Origin of the sequence: Sorangium sp. So ce1014, assembly GCF_051521505.1 — a bacterium.
GTDB lineage: Bacteria > Myxococcota_A > Polyangia > Polyangiales > Polyangiaceae > Sorangium.
Genome location: NZ_CP150356.1, coordinates 12,272,915 through 12,288,412, shown reverse-complemented (window position 1 = coordinate 12,288,412; position 15,498 = coordinate 12,272,915). Strand labels below are relative to the sequence as shown.

General features: G+C 71.8%; 12 protein-coding genes. 6 read left to right on the top strand and 6 right to left on the bottom strand.

What is annotated here, in order from left to right:
- The first annotated feature begins 5 nt into the window (after nt 1-5).
- From pilM to WME75_RS46240, 4 genes are read left to right on the top strand one after another with little or no spacing between them, the layout of a single operon-like run.
- Nucleotides 6-1,523: a type IV pilus biogenesis protein PilM gene (pilM, locus tag WME75_RS46255; protein WP_437484855.1), complete on the top strand. Its 1,518-nt coding sequence runs from the start codon at nt 6-8 to the stop codon at nt 1,521-1,523.
- Nucleotides 1,520-2,122 carry a hypothetical protein gene (locus WME75_RS46250; RefSeq protein ID WP_437484854.1) on the top strand — a complete coding sequence of 201 codons (603 nt, stop codon included), beginning with the start codon at nt 1,520-1,522 and terminating at the stop codon, nt 2,120-2,122. Before pilM ends, WME75_RS46250 begins: the two co-directional genes overlap by 4 nt.
- On the top strand, nt 2,119-3,435 hold the full coding sequence (gspN, locus tag WME75_RS46245; protein ID WP_437484852.1) for a type II secretion system protein GspN: 1,317 nt from the start codon (nt 2,119-2,121) through the stop codon (nt 3,433-3,435). The genes WME75_RS46250 and gspN overlap by 4 nt, the downstream gene beginning before the upstream one ends.
- Nucleotides 3,436-3,466: 31 nt before the next feature.
- Nucleotides 3,467-5,311, top strand: a complete 1,845-nt coding sequence (locus tag WME75_RS46240) for an STAS domain-containing protein (protein ID WP_437484850.1) — start codon at nt 3,467-3,469, stop codon at nt 5,309-5,311.
- 173 nt (nt 5,312-5,484) lie between these two features.
- On the opposite strand, the gene thrC is transcribed toward WME75_RS46240, so the two are convergent.
- The 3 genes from thrC to WME75_RS46225 form a co-directional block, all read right to left on the bottom strand.
- Entirely contained in the window at nt 5,485-6,816 is a 1,332-nt protein-coding gene (thrC, locus tag WME75_RS46235) for a threonine synthase (RefSeq protein ID WP_437484848.1), read from the bottom strand.
- 54 nt (nt 6,817-6,870) lie between these two features.
- Nucleotides 6,871-7,956, bottom strand: a complete 1,086-nt coding sequence (locus WME75_RS46230; RefSeq protein WP_437484846.1) for a serine/threonine-protein kinase — start codon at nt 7,954-7,956, stop codon at nt 6,871-6,873.
- A gap of 119 nt (nt 7,957-8,075) precedes the next feature.
- On the bottom strand, nt 8,076-9,428 hold the full coding sequence (locus WME75_RS46225; protein WP_437484845.1) for an NAD(P)/FAD-dependent oxidoreductase: 1,353 nt from the start codon (nt 9,426-9,428) through the stop codon (nt 8,076-8,078).
- A 57-nt stretch (nt 9,429-9,485) separates the two neighbouring features.
- Between WME75_RS46225 and WME75_RS46220 the strand changes: the two genes are divergently transcribed.
- Complete coding sequence (locus WME75_RS46220; protein WP_437484844.1) at nt 9,486-10,724, top strand: hypothetical protein; 1,239 nt, start codon at nt 9,486-9,488, stop codon at nt 10,722-10,724.
- 51 nt (nt 10,725-10,775) lie between these two features.
- Nucleotides 10,776-12,998 (top strand): DUF2169 family type VI secretion system accessory protein, encoded by a 2,223-nt coding sequence (locus WME75_RS46215; protein WP_437484842.1) that lies wholly within the window; start codon nt 10,776-10,778, stop codon nt 12,996-12,998.
- 18 nt (nt 12,999-13,016) lie between these two features.
- Here WME75_RS46215 and WME75_RS46210 read toward each other — a convergent pair whose 3' ends face one another.
- The 3 genes from WME75_RS46210 to WME75_RS46200 are packed head-to-tail and all read right to left on the bottom strand — an operon-like array spanning nt 13,017 to nt 15,452.
- The gene (locus WME75_RS46210) at nt 13,017-13,346 is read right to left on the bottom strand and encodes a hypothetical protein (protein WP_437484840.1); all 330 of its coding nucleotides are present in this window, start codon (nt 13,344-13,346) and stop codon (nt 13,017-13,019) included.
- Nucleotides 13,347-13,358: 12 nt separating this feature from the next.
- Entirely contained in the window at nt 13,359-15,002 is a 1,644-nt protein-coding gene (locus WME75_RS46205) for a PAAR domain-containing protein (protein WP_437484838.1), read from the bottom strand.
- Nucleotides 15,003-15,017: 15 nt separating this feature from the next.
- The gene (locus WME75_RS46200; RefSeq protein ID WP_437484836.1) at nt 15,018-15,452 is read right to left on the bottom strand and encodes a DcrB-related protein; all 435 of its coding nucleotides are present in this window, start codon (nt 15,450-15,452) and stop codon (nt 15,018-15,020) included.
- Nucleotides 15,453-15,498 lie beyond the last annotated feature (46 nt).

The following is a 15,498-nucleotide window of genomic DNA, read 5'->3' as shown; positions in this document are numbered from 1 at the left end:
CGGAAATGCACAGGCTGCTCGGGATAGATGCTGGAAAATCCGTGGTGCGGGCGGCGCTCATCCGCACCTCGTACAGGAGGGTCTTCGTCGAGGCCCTCGGCGAGGCGGCCATCACGGACGCGGTCTCCGAGGCCGAGGCGATCCGCGCCGCCGTCGGGCTCCACCGCCCCGACGGCGCGTCGATCGCGCTCTCCGGGGAGCGGTCGTTCTACCGCCGCCTCGATCTGCCCGCGGCCGCGCACAAAGAGGTCGAGAACGTCCTCGGCTTCGAGCTCGAGGCCACGGTGCCGTTCGAGATGGAGGACGCGGTCTTCGACTACCGCCTGCTGAAGCGGCCCCCCAGCGCCGAGACGCTGCCGGTCTTCGCCGCGGTCGCGCGCACGGACGACGTGCGCGAGCGCATCGCCGTCGTGAAGGAGGCGCTCGGCTTCGAGCCGGAGCGCGTCGCGCTCGGCGCGGTGGCGCTCGCCAACCTCGAGGCCGTGATGCCGGAGCTCGCCTCGCCGTCGCCCGCCGGCGCGAGCGTGCCGATCGCGCTGCTCGACCTCGACCACCTCACCTCCGAGATCGTGATCCTCTCCGGCGGCGAGCCGGTCTTCGCCCGCACGCTGTCGCGGGGGACGGCCGGGCTCCCCGGCTCGGCGCCGGCGCTCGCGCGCGAGCTCCGCCAGACGTTCGCGGCGTGGCGCAACCTCGGCGGCGAGCCGCTCGCCGGGCTGTACCTCGTCGGCGGCGGCGCGACCGCCCAGGGCGCGGAGATGTTCCTGTCGACCCAGCTCGGCCTCACCATCCTGCCGCTGCCGACCCCGCGGCTCGAAGGGATCACGCCCGAGCAGGCCGCGGCGCTGCCCCGCTTCGCCAAGGCGCTCGGGCTGGCCCTCGGGCTGACGCCGAAGACCAAGGGGTTCAACCTGAGGCGGGGCGCGCTCGAGGCCGAGCGCAGCTACCCCTTCCTGCGCGAGAAGATCCCGATCCTCGCCGGCCTCGGCACCGTCATCGCGCTGAGCTTCGGGTTCTCCATCGTCGCGGAGCTGCGCACCCTCGACGCGGAGCGCGAGCTCCTGCTCGCGTCGCTCGCGACCGCCTCGCGCGACGTGCTCGGCGAGGAGACGAGCGACCCGCAGAAGGCGCGCGAGCTGCTCGACCAGGGCCCCGCCGCGGCCGACGAGGACCCGATGCCCCGCGTCGACGCCTTCGACGTCATGGTGCAGCTCTCGAAGGCCGTGCCGAAGGAGATCACGCACGACGTGCTCGAGCTCGACGTGAACCGCGGCCACGTGACCCTCCAGGGCGTCGTCCCGTCGGTGTCGGACGCGCAGATCATCGCGGATCACCTGAAGGAACACCGCTGCTTCCGCGACGTGAAGATCGGGCGGACGAGCCAGTTCACGGAGGGCAAGCACAAGTACGTCCTCGAGCTGGATCTCAAGTGCGAGGACAAGAAGAAGAAGAAGACCGGCGCCGCGGATGGAGCGGACAGCGCCTCGGCCGGCGCGCCGGACAAGCCGGAGGGATCGCGATGACGCTCCGCGAGCGACTCGACAAGCTGGAGCCGCGCGAGCGCCGGCTCCTCACCCTCCTCCTCGGATTCCTGGGGGTGATCGTGCTCCTGCTCGTGCCCATCGGGCTCGCGAGCATCGCCTCCGGCAAGCGCACCGAGAACCACGAGGTTCGCGATCTGCTGCAGTCGATCTACGAGGCCTCGGGGAAGGTCAGCGAGCGAAAGGCGCAGAAGGACGCGCTGATCGCGCGCTACGCGCGGCCTGCGCCGCCCCTCGCCGGCTTCATCGAGGAGGCGGCGAAGCAGCAGGGGCTCACCGCGGCCGAGTCGCAGGATCGCCCCGACGTCCCGCACGGCAAGAAGTACACCGAGCGGGTCACGGTGGTGAAGATGCACCGGATCGGGATGCTCGGGCTCGCCAAGATGCTCGAGCGCATCGAGAGCTCGGGCCACCCGGTCGCGGTGACGAAGCTCAACATCAAGCCGCGCGCCGGCGAGCCGGACTCGTACGAGGTGGAGCTCGGCGTGTCCGCGTTCGACCGGAAGGGTGACCCCCAGCCGGCGAGCCCTGCGCCGGCCGCGCCCACGGCCGCCGCCGACGAGGAGGAGCAAGAGCCATGAAGGAGCGCCTCGTCAAGATCGCGAAGTGGGCGGCCTACCCGCTCTTTTACCTCTTCTGTCTGGGCCTCTTCGGCTACCTCACGTTCCCCTACGACCGGCTCAAGGATCGGCTGATCGCCGAGTTCGATCGCACGCAGCAGAAGCGGGGCTCCGGCCCGGCGCAGCGCCTCGAGATCGACGAGCTCGACTCGTACTGGTTCACGGGCGTGGAGATGAAGGGGGTGCGGCTCATCCTGCCGCCGAACGAGCTCGGATCGAGCAGCAGGCCGAGCGGCGCCGCCGCCTTCACCTCGGGCGACGCCGCCAAGGACAGCGCGCCGAAGCCGAGCGTCATCGAGATCGAGGAGGCGCACGCCCGGGTGAAGATCCTGCCCTTCCTGATCGGGCGGATGCGGATCTCGTTCTGGGCGAGCGTGTTCGGCGGGGAGGTCGAGGGCGTGGTCCCGATGGGCAAGTCGGACGGCGACGTGCACGTCGAGGTCTCGGACGTGGAGCTCGCCCAGGTGGAGCCGCTCGGGGACATCCTCGGCCTGCCGATCGCCGGCACGCTGAGCGCGAACCTCGATCTCAGCGCGCCTGAAGGCAAGTTCAACAAGGCGAACGGCGCGCTCGAGGTCTCGGCCAAGGAGGTCTCGGTCGGCGACGGCAAGACGAAGATCCAGGGGCTCATCGCGCTCCCGGAGGCGAAGCTCGGCGAGCTCCTCCTGTCGGCGGAGGCGAAGGACGGCGTCCTCAAGATCACGAAGATGAGCGCGAACGGCCAGGACCTCGAGCTCGACGGCGACGGCAAGGTCAACATGCGCGAGCCGTGGAACAACTCCACGGCGGACCTCTACGTCCGCTTCAAGTTCGCCGACGCCTACCGATCGAAGAACGACGTCACCAAGTCGCTGCTCGGCGCGCCGGGGTCGAGCGTGCCCGGGCTGATCGAGATGCAGCAGCCCAAGATGAAGCGGTCGAAGCGCGCCGACGGCTTCTACGGCTGGCACGTCCACGGCGCGCTGAAGCGGCCGCGGTTCGATCCGCACGCGGGGGACTCGCCCGCCGCGCGGGGCCGCGGCAAGACCGGCGACTCTCCGGGCTCGGGCGCGGCCGCGACCGCCAGGAAGCCCGGGGGCGTGAACCTCCCCCTCGGCGCCTCGGAGGCCCCCGCGCGGGACAGCGAGGAGGAGGCGAGCCCTCCTCCGCTGATGCAGCCGCCGCCGCCGCCGCCGCCGCCGTCCACCGAGGATGAATCGCCCACGGGCGAGGCGCGGTCGCGGCCGACGCCCCCTCCGCCCGCGGAAGGCGAGGGCGCGCCTCCGGTCGAATAGGACCTCGACCTCACGCTCCAAGGACAAGGCCATGCGGGACCCCAGCTGGCAGCAGAACCGGCGCATTCTGCTGATCGACGACAACGAGGCCATCCACGGGGATTTCCGCAGGATCCTCCGGTCCGACGCGGAGCGATCGACCTTCGATAGCCTCGAGTCGGCGCTCTTCCGCGAAGCGCCCGGCCGGAGGCCGGTGAGGTTCGAGCTCACGACCGCGACCCAGGGCGCGGAGGGGCTGGAGAAGGTCCGTGAGGCGCAGCAGCGCGGCGCGCCGTACGCCCTCGCCTTCGTGGACGTGCGCATGCCGCCGGGGTGGGACGGCATCGAGACGCTCTCGCGCATCTGGCAGGAAGACGGCGCGATCCAGGCGGTCCTCTGCTCGGCGTACTCGGATTACTCCTGGGAGGAGATCTCCACCCGGTTCGGGAACACCGACAACCTCCTCATCCTCGCAAAGCCGTTCGACCCGAACGAGGTCCGCCAGATGGCCTTTGCGCTCACCGAGAAGTGGAACCAGCGCCGCGCCCTGTCCGGGGCCAACCACAAGGTGTCGGCGCAGTACACGGTGACCAAGATCCTCGTCGAGTCGACGACGCTGTCGTCGGGCGTCCTCGCGCTCCTCAGCGCGCTCGGGGAGACGCTCGGCTTCCGGTTCGGCGCCCTGTGGCTCGGCGACGACGAGAGCGACGGGCTGCGCTGCGAGCACACCTGGAGCGCCGCGCCCGACGACTCGGCCGCGCTCGAGGCGGCGACCCGGGGTACGCGGTTCGCCCGCGACGCGGGGCTGCCCGGCCGCGCGCTCGCCCAGGGGGAGCCGAGCTGGTTCTGCGACCTCGACGCGGTCGAGGACGACCCGCGCGCGCGGGCGGCGCGGGGCGCCGGCCTCCGCTTCGCGGTCGAGCTCCCCATCGCGGTCCGCGCCGACGCGCAGGTCGCGGCCGTGCTGGAGCTCATGGATGCCGAGCCGCGCGAGCCCGACCCGGGGCTGCTCGACGTGCTGCTCGCCATCGCCGCCAAGGCCGGCCACTTCATCGGCAGCAAGCGCGTCGAGGCGGCCCTGCGCCGGAGCGAGGCGAACAACCGCGCGCTGCTCTACGCCATCCCCGACACGATCCTCCGGATCAGCAGCGACGGCATCTGCCTGGACTTCAAGGCGTCGAGGGAGTCGAGGCCGTCGCTCCGCGCCGAGGATTTCGTGCACCGGCACGTCGCCGACGTGTTCCCTGCGCGCGTGGCAGAGCAGATCACCGAGCTCGTCGCGCGGGCGCTGGCCGACGACGCGACGCACGTCTTCGAGTACCAGGAGCAGCTCCGAGAGGGCACGCGCGACTACGAGGTCCGGATCGCCGGCAGCGAGCAGGCCGAGGCGGTCGTGATCGTGCGGGACATCACCGAGCGCAAGCGCGCCGAGGCGGAGACCGAGGCGCGGCGCGCCCGGGAGGAGGCCCTCCGGGCGCAGAACGAGATCCTTGCGGCGCTGTCGACCCCGCTCATCCCCATCCACGACGATGTCGTCGTGATGCCGCTCGTCGGCGCCCTCGACGCGCAGCGGGCGCGCCGCGTGCAGGAGACGCTGGTCCGCGGCGTCGCGGCCCGCCGCGCGCACGTCGCGATCCTCGACATCACCGGGGTGCCGCGGATCGACGGCCAGTGCGCCGACGAGCTCCTGCGCGCCGCCAGCGCGGTGCGCCTGCTCGGCTCGGAGGTGATCATCACGGGCCTGAGCCCCGAGGTGGCCAGGACCCTCGTCGCGCTCGGCGTCGACATGAGCGGGATCGTCACGCACACCACCCTGCAGGACGGCATCGCCTCGGCGATGGCCTCCGCCGGCGCCCGCCGGAGGCCCGGGCGGCGCCGCGCGAGGCGGCGCAGGTAGCGGCGGGGCGGCGCGCAGAGCCGGCGCCGGCCGCTCACAACGCCGCGGAGCGAAGCGCGGGTCGTGATCAAATTTGAACATGAAGGCGGGAAGACGAGACCCAGGATCTTCCCGCCTTCATGTGAGCTCTCTCCACGTCGCGACCGCTCAGCGCATCGGCAGGCCTGCTCTGCTCAGCGCTTGGCCGCGTGTCTGTCGAGGGCGGCGAGGACGCGGTCGTAGTCGGGCGGCAGCTCGACCGGCGGGTTGGCGTGCCGGCTCGTCACGTCCGCGAGCGCGCGCTCGTGGTATTTCACCTTGAACTCCGTGAACTTGAGGCCGTTCGCGGTCGAGACCACGACGACCCGCTGGCGCTTCTCCACGAGGCCCTTCTTCACGAGCTTCTCCAGGGCGGCGAGGGCGACCGCCGTGTGCGGGCACGTGTACATCCCGGTGCGATCGGCGCGCGCCGCCGCGTCGCAGAGCTCGTCCTCGGTCACCTCCTCCGCGACCCCGTTCATCGCCTGGAGGGCCAGCATCGCCCTCGGCGCGCTCACCGGGTTGCCGATCTGGATCGCGCTCGCCAGCGTCTCGCCCGCCTTCATCGGCTCGACCTCGCTCCGCCCCTCGGCCCACGCCCGGTAGAGCGGGTTGGCGCGCGCCGACTGCGCCACGCACAGCCGGGGGAAGCGCGTCGTCAGGCCGAGATCCTTCAGCATCTTGAAGCCGGCGTAGAGGGCGTAGGCGTTGCCCAGGTTGCCGCTCGGCAGGACGACCCAGTCGGGCAGCGTCCAGTCGAACTGCTGCACGATCTCGAACGCCACGGTCTTCTGGCCCTCGAGGCGCAGGGCGTTCATCGAGTTCGCCAGGTAGACCACGCCGTCGGCCGAGAGCCGCTGCACGATGGCCATGCAGCCGTCGAAGTCGGTGTCCAGCGAGAGGACCAGCGCCCCCGACGCGATCGGCTGGACCAGCTGCGCCGTCGACACCTTGCCCCGCGGCAGGAGCACGACCACCGGCAGGCCGGCCGCCGCGCCGTACGCCGCGAGCGAGGCCGACGTGTCCCCGGTCGACGCGCACGCGATCGCGCGCACCTCGAGGCCCTCGCGGATCGCCTTGTTCACCACCGAGACGAGCACCGTCATCCCGAGGTCCTTGAACGACCCCGTATGGCTGTTGCCGCAGAGCTTCACCCAGACCTCATCGAGCCCGAGCGAGCGGCCGTAGCGATCTGCCCAGAACAGGTTGGTGCCGCCCTCGTCCATCGACACGATGGCATCGTCCGGGACCTGGGGAGAGACCCACTCCCGCTTGCCCCAGACCCCGGATCCGTAGGGCCACACCGTGCGCTTGTAGCGCTCGTCGAAGAGCTTCATCCACGTGGCGGGGCTCCGATCGCGGAGCGCCTCGATGTCGTGGGCGACGTCGAGGAGGCCGCCGCAGGTCGGGCAGCGGTAGAGGGGCTGCGTCAGCGGGTAGCTGCCGGGGCAGCCGGTCAGACATCGGAATGCAGCAGAGTAGGCCATGGCGATACGGATCTCCTGGGTGGCGGGAAGCGCCCGCGGGAGGTGGTGTCGGGTTCAGTCGAAGCGTGGGGCTTCCATGCCGAGCCGCCTATAGAAGTAGATCGCCGCGTTCCTGGCAAACGATCCCTGCGGGACGTAGACGTCGTCCGGCTCGTGGAGCGGCTCCTCCGCCGAGAGCGGCCCGTCGCGGTCGCCGGCCAGCCGCTCGAGGTCCTCGACGAACGCCTCCATCGAGGGATAGCGGTTCTCCGGGCGCTTGCGGATCGCCTTCAGGATCACCGACTCGAGCAGCGGATCGATGCTCGGGCGCCGCTCCGAGGGGCGGGGCGGCGGGGTCACGAGCTGCCGGGCGAGGAGCTCGGACTGATCCGAGCGCGGGAACGGGAGCTCCCCGGTGAAGGTCCGGAACATGACGACGCCGAGCCCGTAGACGTCGGTGCGGGCGTCGGGCCTGTCGCTCACGACCTGCTCGGGCGCCATGTACTCGAGCGTGCCCACCGCGGTGCCGGTCGCCGTGATGTGGTCTGCGGCCTGCATCTTCGCCAGGCCGAAATCGAGCACCTTGACCGCGTACGGGTCCCCCTGCGCGCCCACGAGGTAGAGGTTGTCGGGCTTCACGTCGCGGTGAATGATCCCGGCCCGGTGCGCGGCGGCGAGCCCGGACGCGGCCTGGGCGAGCACCGGGAGGGCGAGGTCCGCCTCCATGCGGCGCTCGCGCCGGAGCCAGTCGCCGAGCGACTCGCCGAAGAGGTACTCCATGACGATGTACGGCGCGTCGTCGGAGGAGCGCGTGCCGGCGTCGAGCACCCTGACGATGTTCGGGTGCCCGATCATCGCGGCGCTCTGCGCCTCGCGCACGAACCGCTCGCGCGTCCGCTCCGCCCGGGACGCGAACGACTCCAGGACCTTGATCGCGACCGGCTGCCCCGTCTCGAGCTCGATCGCGAGATAGACGCGCGCCATCGCGCCCTTGCCGAGGTAGCCGCGCACCTCGTAGCGCTCCCCAAGGACGGTCCCCCGCAGCCGGGTCGGCTTGAACCGGAACAGGTCGACGCGCCGCGCCTCGGCGAGCTCCGCGCCGTCGTAGGGGCAGAACCGATGGCCCGCGTCGTACTCCCGGTGGCAGCGCGCGCAGAACATGGCCCCGCATCGAATAGCGCCCCGCGCTCCGGCCATGCAAGAGCTCCGCGCTCGCCTCGGCGCCGCGCTCGCCTCGGCGCCGCGCTCACCTCGGCGCCGCGCTCACCTCGGCGCCGCGCTCACGCCGCCTTGCGCGGCGAGCGCCCCGTCAGCTTCGTGTACGCGTGATAGCCGAGCCAGCGGAGCGGCTCGGGCGGGACGCCCCCGAGCGGGTACATGTAGAAAGGCAGGTCCTGCCACCGCGCGTCGTCGCCCGCGTAGATGTCGCACAGCACGCGGCCCGCGAGGTTGCCGAGCGTCACGCCGTGGCCGCTGTAGCCGAGGGCGTAGTACACGTTCCGGTGCTCGCCGCGCACGCCCATGCTGCAGATCCGGCTCATCGTGATCCCGAGCGTCCCCGTCCAGCGGTGCGCGATCCGCACCCGCTCGGCCTCGGGGAAATAGCCGACGAGCCGGCGCCGGATCGCCTCGAACGCCGGCCCCGCCGAGCCGGGGGAGCCCGGGTAGGAGGTCTGGTTCCCGTAGAGATAGGCATAGGCCGCGTTGCTGCCCCCGCCGAACACGAGCTCGCCGGCGGGGGTCATGCTGGCGTATGCGATGCGGTCATGGTCGTCGCTGAAGCCGGCGACCTGCCCCCAGCCGAGCGCGGCGCGCACCCCAGGGTCGAGCGGCTCGGTCGCGATCACGTGCGAGTGCAGCGGGAAAATTCCGGTCTTGAAGTAGCCGAGCCGCGGCGTGTAGCCGTTTGTCGCGAGCACGATGGCCGAGGCCCGGACGACACCGCCCGGCGTGGTCAGCTCGATCGTGCGTCCCTCCTGGATCCGGAGCACCGGGGTGTCCTCGTGGAGGGCGACCCCCCACGCGAGGAGGAGCGGGCGCAGGCTGCGCAGCAGGTCAACCCCGTTGAGCTGCCCCTCGGTCGCGTCCAGCACGGCCCCGGCCGCCCCGCGGAGGCCGAGCCGCGTCGCGAGCGTCGCGCCGTCCAGGTACTGTAGCGGAATGCCCCACCCGGCGAGCTGCTCCACCCGCGCATGCGCCGCCTCCGCCCGCCGGGCATCCGTGAGCACCTCCAGGCAGCCGTCGCGCCGGTGGCGCACCGGGAGGTCATGCTCCTGGATCATCCCGACAATGCCGTCGATCCCCGCGCGCGTCGTCTCGTAGACGCGGCGCGTGAGGTGCGGATCGCGGTAGCTCACCCCGTTAATCCAGTTCAGCATCATCCCCCCGTTGCGCCCGCTCGCGCCGTTCGCGAGGTGACGCGCCTCGAGGATCATGATGCGAAGGCTCGGAAATCTGCGGATTAGATGGTATGCCGTGGAGACTCCGGTGAACCCTCCCCCGATGATGACCACATCGGCCACCGCGTCCCCGCGCAGCGGCGGGACGGGCTCATAGACCGGCCCCGCCTCGCTCCACACCGAGCGAGCGGAATCAATGTGGGTGCGCGTGTCGACGAGAGCTGCCCGGGTCACGATGATTACCTATCAGATGAACGCTCCGTCTGACACCATGGACCCCGGGAGCCCTGCTTGAAGAGACGTGTCCGGCTCTGCATGAAGGATCTCTTCCACCAGGACGTGGTGGAGATGATCGAGCGCGAAACCCGGAAATACCAGATCTGGTCCATCGAAGACCCTTCCGACCCGGACTTCGACACGGCGTATCAGATCCTCTGGGACTGCTTCGGCCCTCATGGAGAGATGGAGCGCAAGGAGGCGATCCACGCCTTCCTGCGCGACGACCCGTTCACGCCCGAGCCGTCGGGCACCTACATGCGCTACTTCCTGCTCGTGGCGCGAGACTCGGACGGGAACGTGCGCGGGGTGCGCGACGGCACCGTGCTCATCAACCCGGCGTACGCGCCGGATCTCTGCGTCATCTATCTCGCCCATATCTTCATGATCCCCGAGGCGCGCGGTACGGTGCTGTCGTACTGGCTGCGCATCGCCCCGGTCGAGCTCGCCATGCAGTACCTGGCCGACCTGCACGCGATGGGGAAGATCACGCTCCCCGCGCCCGCGGCCCCGGGCAAGTACTTCGGGATGAACCTCGATCTCGCGGCCGAGGTCGAGTTCTTCACGCCCGAAGAGCGCCTGTCGTGGCAGCGCATCCTGTTCTACGGCCGCGGCGGGTTCGACGCGATCAACCCGCGCCACTTCCCCTACCGCCAGCCCGATTTCCGCGATCCCGACGAGATCCGCGCGACGGGCAACCAGCCTTCTCCGTTCATGGTCCTCGTCCGGCGCATGGGCCGCGAGCGGCAGGCGCAGCTGCCGATCGACGAGGCGCGGGCGCTCATGCGGCTGCTCTACGACGACTTCGCGGATCACTGCGCGCCCCACCTGCTCGAGAACAGCCTCCAGCTCGTCCTCGACCGGCTGGAGGAGCGGGCGAAGCGGAAGAGCTTCGTCGAGCTCCTGCCGCTGCCGACCGGGCCCAGGGACGTGCACCGGCTGAAGCCGCTCTTCCGGTACAACGTGTTCACGAAGTACTACCCGGAGAGCCCCGACATCCGCGGTTATGTGGTGAACAGCGGCGTCCGCGAGCGGCTGGCCGCGAACCCGCGCTACCTCGACGAGGAGCTCGCCCGCATCGCGCGGGAGCTGGAGGCCCGTCCGCCGTACGTCTACGGGAACCGGGACAAGAGCGCGACCTGGGAGGGCACGCCGGTCACGCCGGGGTCGGAGCCGCCCCCGTCCGAGGGCCCCGACGCGGGCGAGATCACCCGCGAGCTGCCGGCGCCGCCCTCGACCGCCGCGCCGCGGTGATCGATCGGGCGCGCGAGCGCGCCGGAGACTCCTTCCCCCGATGATTGCCCCATGAACGTCATCACCGCTGGTCCGCTCCCTGTCGCCTCGATCCTCTGGCAACCCCAGGCCGGCTCCTGGGTGCTCACCGTCGTCTGCAAAGGGACGTTCCTGCTCCGCCCCGGCGAGTCGCTGTTCGCCCCCGAGCAGGACCCGCCGAACCCGAGCGACGCGACGTCCGAGGAGGCGCCGTCGAGGAGCCCGCAGTCCGCGAGCGATCTCGCGCCTGCGAAGCCGCGCGCCGACGTCGTGCTCGTCGGGTGCGCGTTCGCTCCGGGCAAGGCGCCGGTTCGCTCGCTGATGACCAGGATGATCATCGGCGACGTCGACAAGTCGATCGAGGTGTGGTGCGACCGGGTCTTCTCCCAGGACGGGACGCTCCACGAGGGCCCGCCGTTCTCGCAGATGCCGCTGGTCTACGAGCGCGCCGCGGGGGGGCCGGGGTCGTGGAACCCGGTCGGGGTGAGCGGCGCCTCGCGCAACGCCTACGGGCAGATCGCCGTCCCCAACCTCCAGCCTCCGGGGATGTTCATCTCCGAGCCGGGCAAGTCCATCGAGCCCATCGGCTTCGGCCCGATCGCCCCGACGTGGCCGTCGCGCGTCGAGAAGCTCGGCCGCCACGCGGCCGGGTGGCCCCATCGCGACTGGAACCGCAAGCCGCTGCCCGCCGGGTTCGACCCTGCCTACTTCAACATCGCCCCCGCGGATCAGCAGCTCTCGTCGCTGCGCGAGGACGAGCGCCTCGTGCTCGAGAACCTCCACCCCGAGCACCCGCGCCTCGTGACCAGCCTGCCCGGCCTCCGCCCCGTGGCGACCGTCGAGGGCCGGCGTGGCGGCCCCCGACAGGTCGCCATGCGCTGCGACACGCTCTGGATCGACGCCGCGCGGGGGCGCTGCTCGCTGACCTGGCGCGCGCAGATCGCGCTGGAGCACCCGGAGGAGCACGGGCGCGTGGTGGTGAGCCTGGAGCCGTCGCAGCTCTCGTGGGGCGAGGCCGAGCGATCCATGCCCCCGACCTCCCGGCGCGCCGGCATGAGCACGACCCAGACGCAGATCCCCGGGCTCCAGTCCGAGCAGGCGCCGGTGCTGCCCTGGAAGACGGAGGAACGCGGGCCCGACAGCGTGCCCCACTCGAGCCGCCCCTCGGGCGCCGGGCTCCCGTTCCGCGCGCCCGAGGCCCTGAGCAGCCTCGCAGCGCTCTCGGTCTCGTCCGTGGTGCGGCAAGCCCCGCCGCCTCCGCCCGCGCCCCCCGCCGAGCAGGCGCCGCTGAGCGCCCTCGCGCCCGCGCTCTGGGCGGCAGACCCGATGCCGCCGATGACGGTGGGTCAAAGGATCGGGGCCGCCGAGAGCGCGGTCCGCCCTCCGCTGCCTCGCTCGACCGAGAGCGACGGCGACGCCAGGGCCAGCGCGCCGTCGCCGCGGCCCGCGGCCGCGCAGCCCGACGAGATCGTCGAGCTGCTCTGGTTCGACCCCGACGCGCTGCCGCGCGTCCGCGCTCGATGGCGCGAGCTGATCCTCGAGCTCGACTTCGAGGAGCTCGATCCCCGCCACGACCTGCCGGCCGACGACGCGGCCGCGGCGAGGGACCGCCACCACGTCCTCGGCGTGCTCACCGACGGGTCGCCGATCGATCCGGGCGCCGTCCACCAGGCGATCCTCGCGTCGCTCGGCGACCGGAAGCGGTTCGCCCCGCCGCTCGTGCTCGTGACCGGCGAGGCGCGGTTCCCGTTCGACGAGCTCGAGGCGCTCAGGGCCACGGTCGCCGTGGTCACGCCGCTCGCGGGCCTCGACAAGCAGCTCAAGGACGCCATCGACTCGGTCGGGGAGCTCTTGAAGTCGCCTTACCTCCAGAGCTCGACCGGCGTCGTGGACCGGCTGACCCAGCAGCTCAAGGAGCACCTCGCCCAGTCGCAACGCGCGCTGCCGGCCGGCCAGATCGAGGCGTACACCGAGCGGCTCCTGCTCGAGCAGCGGCGGTACCAGACCCGCAAGGTGCTCGGCGACGTGTGGATCCGCGCGCTGCTCGCGGGGGGCGTGCAGCGCGCGCTGCCGCTGTACCTGCCCAAGGCCCTGGAGCACCGGCTGCCCATGATGACGAGCCTCAAGGTGCGGATCCTCGCGGAGGCGCACCTCAGGCAGGATCAGCTCGAGCCGAGCCGCTACGCGCTCAAGGCGATCGCGCTCGGGAGGGTCTTCACCGCGGACGAGCTGCGGCCCGGGCGCGCGCCGGACTGATCCGGACCGAGGGGAGCGTCAGTCGAGCGGCTCCGTCGGCTCGACGTCGCGCGCGCCGACGAGCGGGAGCACCTCGACGATGAGCCGCTGCTGCGCCTCCAGGAGCTGCATCTTCACGTCGCCGCCCGCCGAGTAGAAGCGCAGGTGCACAACGAACCTGAGGCCGTCCTCGTAGATGCGCGCCGCCGCCTCCGGCGTGAGCTTGCCGGCGAGGTAGTCGCCGTGACGATCGCTGTCCGAGATCGCCCACGCCGACGGCCATCGCTCGTCGAGCCGCCTGCGCATCTCCTCCTGCGAGAGATCGCTCTTGAAAGACCACGCGAGCGTCGTGCTGGCTGCCTTGCTCATGATCGTCTCCGCTCAGGGGTCGCCGTCGCCTGGAGGGGTCGCGACGCTCGTCCCGCCCGCGCCGGCCGTCCCGGCGCTGCCCGCCGGCGCCCGCGGGGCGGGGGGCGTCGTGCCGTAGGCCTCGGGACCCCGGTAGATCGTCGGGAAGCTGCCGTTCGGCTCCTGCGCCCCGTTGAGCTTGAAGTCGAAGCCGCCGTTGCTCGGGTTGGGCTCACCATAGATCTCGACGTTCCACCTCTCCGCGAGCGCGTTCAGCTTGCTCCCGAGCGACGTGTTCGCCAGCCCCGGCCTCCCCTCCGGGTTCAGCGCGCTCGGCGCCTCGCCGTTCTTGAAGATCCCGTACCTGGTGTTGTAGGGCGCGCCCGCCTGCTGCGCTTGCACCAGCGCCTGATCGCTGTGAATCGCAAAATCCGTGTCCGATTTCGACGACCAGAACCCGAACGGCTTCTCCGGGTTGCCCTTGAACCCGTCCGTGGCCGAGCCGAGCTGCTGCACGGTCGCGTCGGTGATCCCCTCGGACTCGAAGGTGTTCTTGATTTCCCCCTGCAGCCGGTCGAACTGCGCGCGATCCTTGTACGTGAGCGGGACGCGCTGGCCGTCGCCAGCTCCCTCGACGGCCATCTTGAGCCGCTCGGGGGTCGTGTTCGGGTGCTCCAGCTCGCCCCGCTGCACCCGCTCGTACGCCGCGCGGTTCTCCGCGATCCTCGCGTCGAGCCTCGCGTTCGCCGCGGGGTCCGGGGGCGGCGCCTCGGCCATCCGCTCGTTGGTCCAGGTGCGCGCCCTCGCCACCTCCTGCGGGCTCGGCGTCGCCCTCCTCCCCGGCGTGGCCGGCGTCGCGGCGGGCAGCCGGAGCGCTCCGAGCTGCTCACCGAGCTTCACGGCGCGGACGCCGCCGTAGAGGCTCCCGCCGAACTCGCCGACGATCTCGCCGATCCGCGCCGCGCGCTCGCCGCCGAGGCTGCCCACCGCCCCGCCCACGTGCTTGCCGATGAACCCGCCGCCGAGCGAGCCGCCGAGCCCCAGCGCCGTGACGGTGATGCCGGCGCGCACGCCCGCCAACACGCCGGCGCTCGCGCTCGCCAGCAGGCCGACGCCCACGCCCGTCAGGACGAGCGCCACCCCGCCCCCGATGAGCGCCGTCCATTGCAGCGTCGTGATGAGCCATGACGGCACCTCGTCCTCGATCGGCACGCGCGTCAGCGTGTCGCCGCCGATGAAGGTGAACGACGCCCCCTTTCGGATGACGCCGCCGCACTCGGCCCTCTCGCTCTTGCGCCCCAGGAGCTTGCCATTGACGAGGACCGTGGAGCTGCCCTGCGCGACCTTCTTGTCGCCGTGCTCGATGACATCGAGCTCCGCGCGCGCGGCGGCCCTCGCCTCGATGAACGTGTCGGGAGATCCCGTCTCGATCGCCCCGCACGGGGACCCCTCGAACATCTTGCCGATCTCGGCGCCGGCCAGCGCGCCGGCGGCGCCGAGCCCGACGCCGCCGGCGATCGCCGCGCCGATGAGGATCGCCCCGGCGCCCCCGGTGACCGCGGTGAACAGGATCGCGCCGCCGATCGCGAGCCCGATGCACGCCCCCGCGATGAGGCCGGCCCACGCGGACGTGTGGCCGATCTCGTCGCCCATCCGGGCCGCTTCGAGGGCGCTCACGGCCTCACGGCCCCCTCAGTCCTGGTCGAGCTTCACGCTCGCGAGGATGCGGTCGAAGACCGGGTTGAGCCGCGCGGCCTCGCCCTTCGGCATGGTCGCCGTGAAGCTCAGGACCGCCGGCTTGCGCCCGGCGACGAACACGATCCGCTGCTCGAGCGGCCCGCTCTGTCCCCGCCACACGAACCGGAGCTCCAGCGCCGGCTGGCCACCGAGCGTGATCTCCTGCCGCGCGTGCAGCTGGAAGCCGTCGAGCCGCCTGGCGATCTCGACGAGCTGCCGGTCGCCGTACCGCCGGATGTCCTCGCCCGCCGCGAGCGTGTCGCGCGTCATCACGAGGTTCGCGGCCATCCCCTGCCCGGGCTTCGCCGGCACCGAGAAGGCCACCACCGAGCGGTCCTCCCAGTCGCGCGGCACGTCGAAGGACACGTCGGTGTTCTCAACTCGCGGCATCGTCTCCGCCTCCACGCCGCGAGGAGCTGCGCTCGCCCTCCGGCAT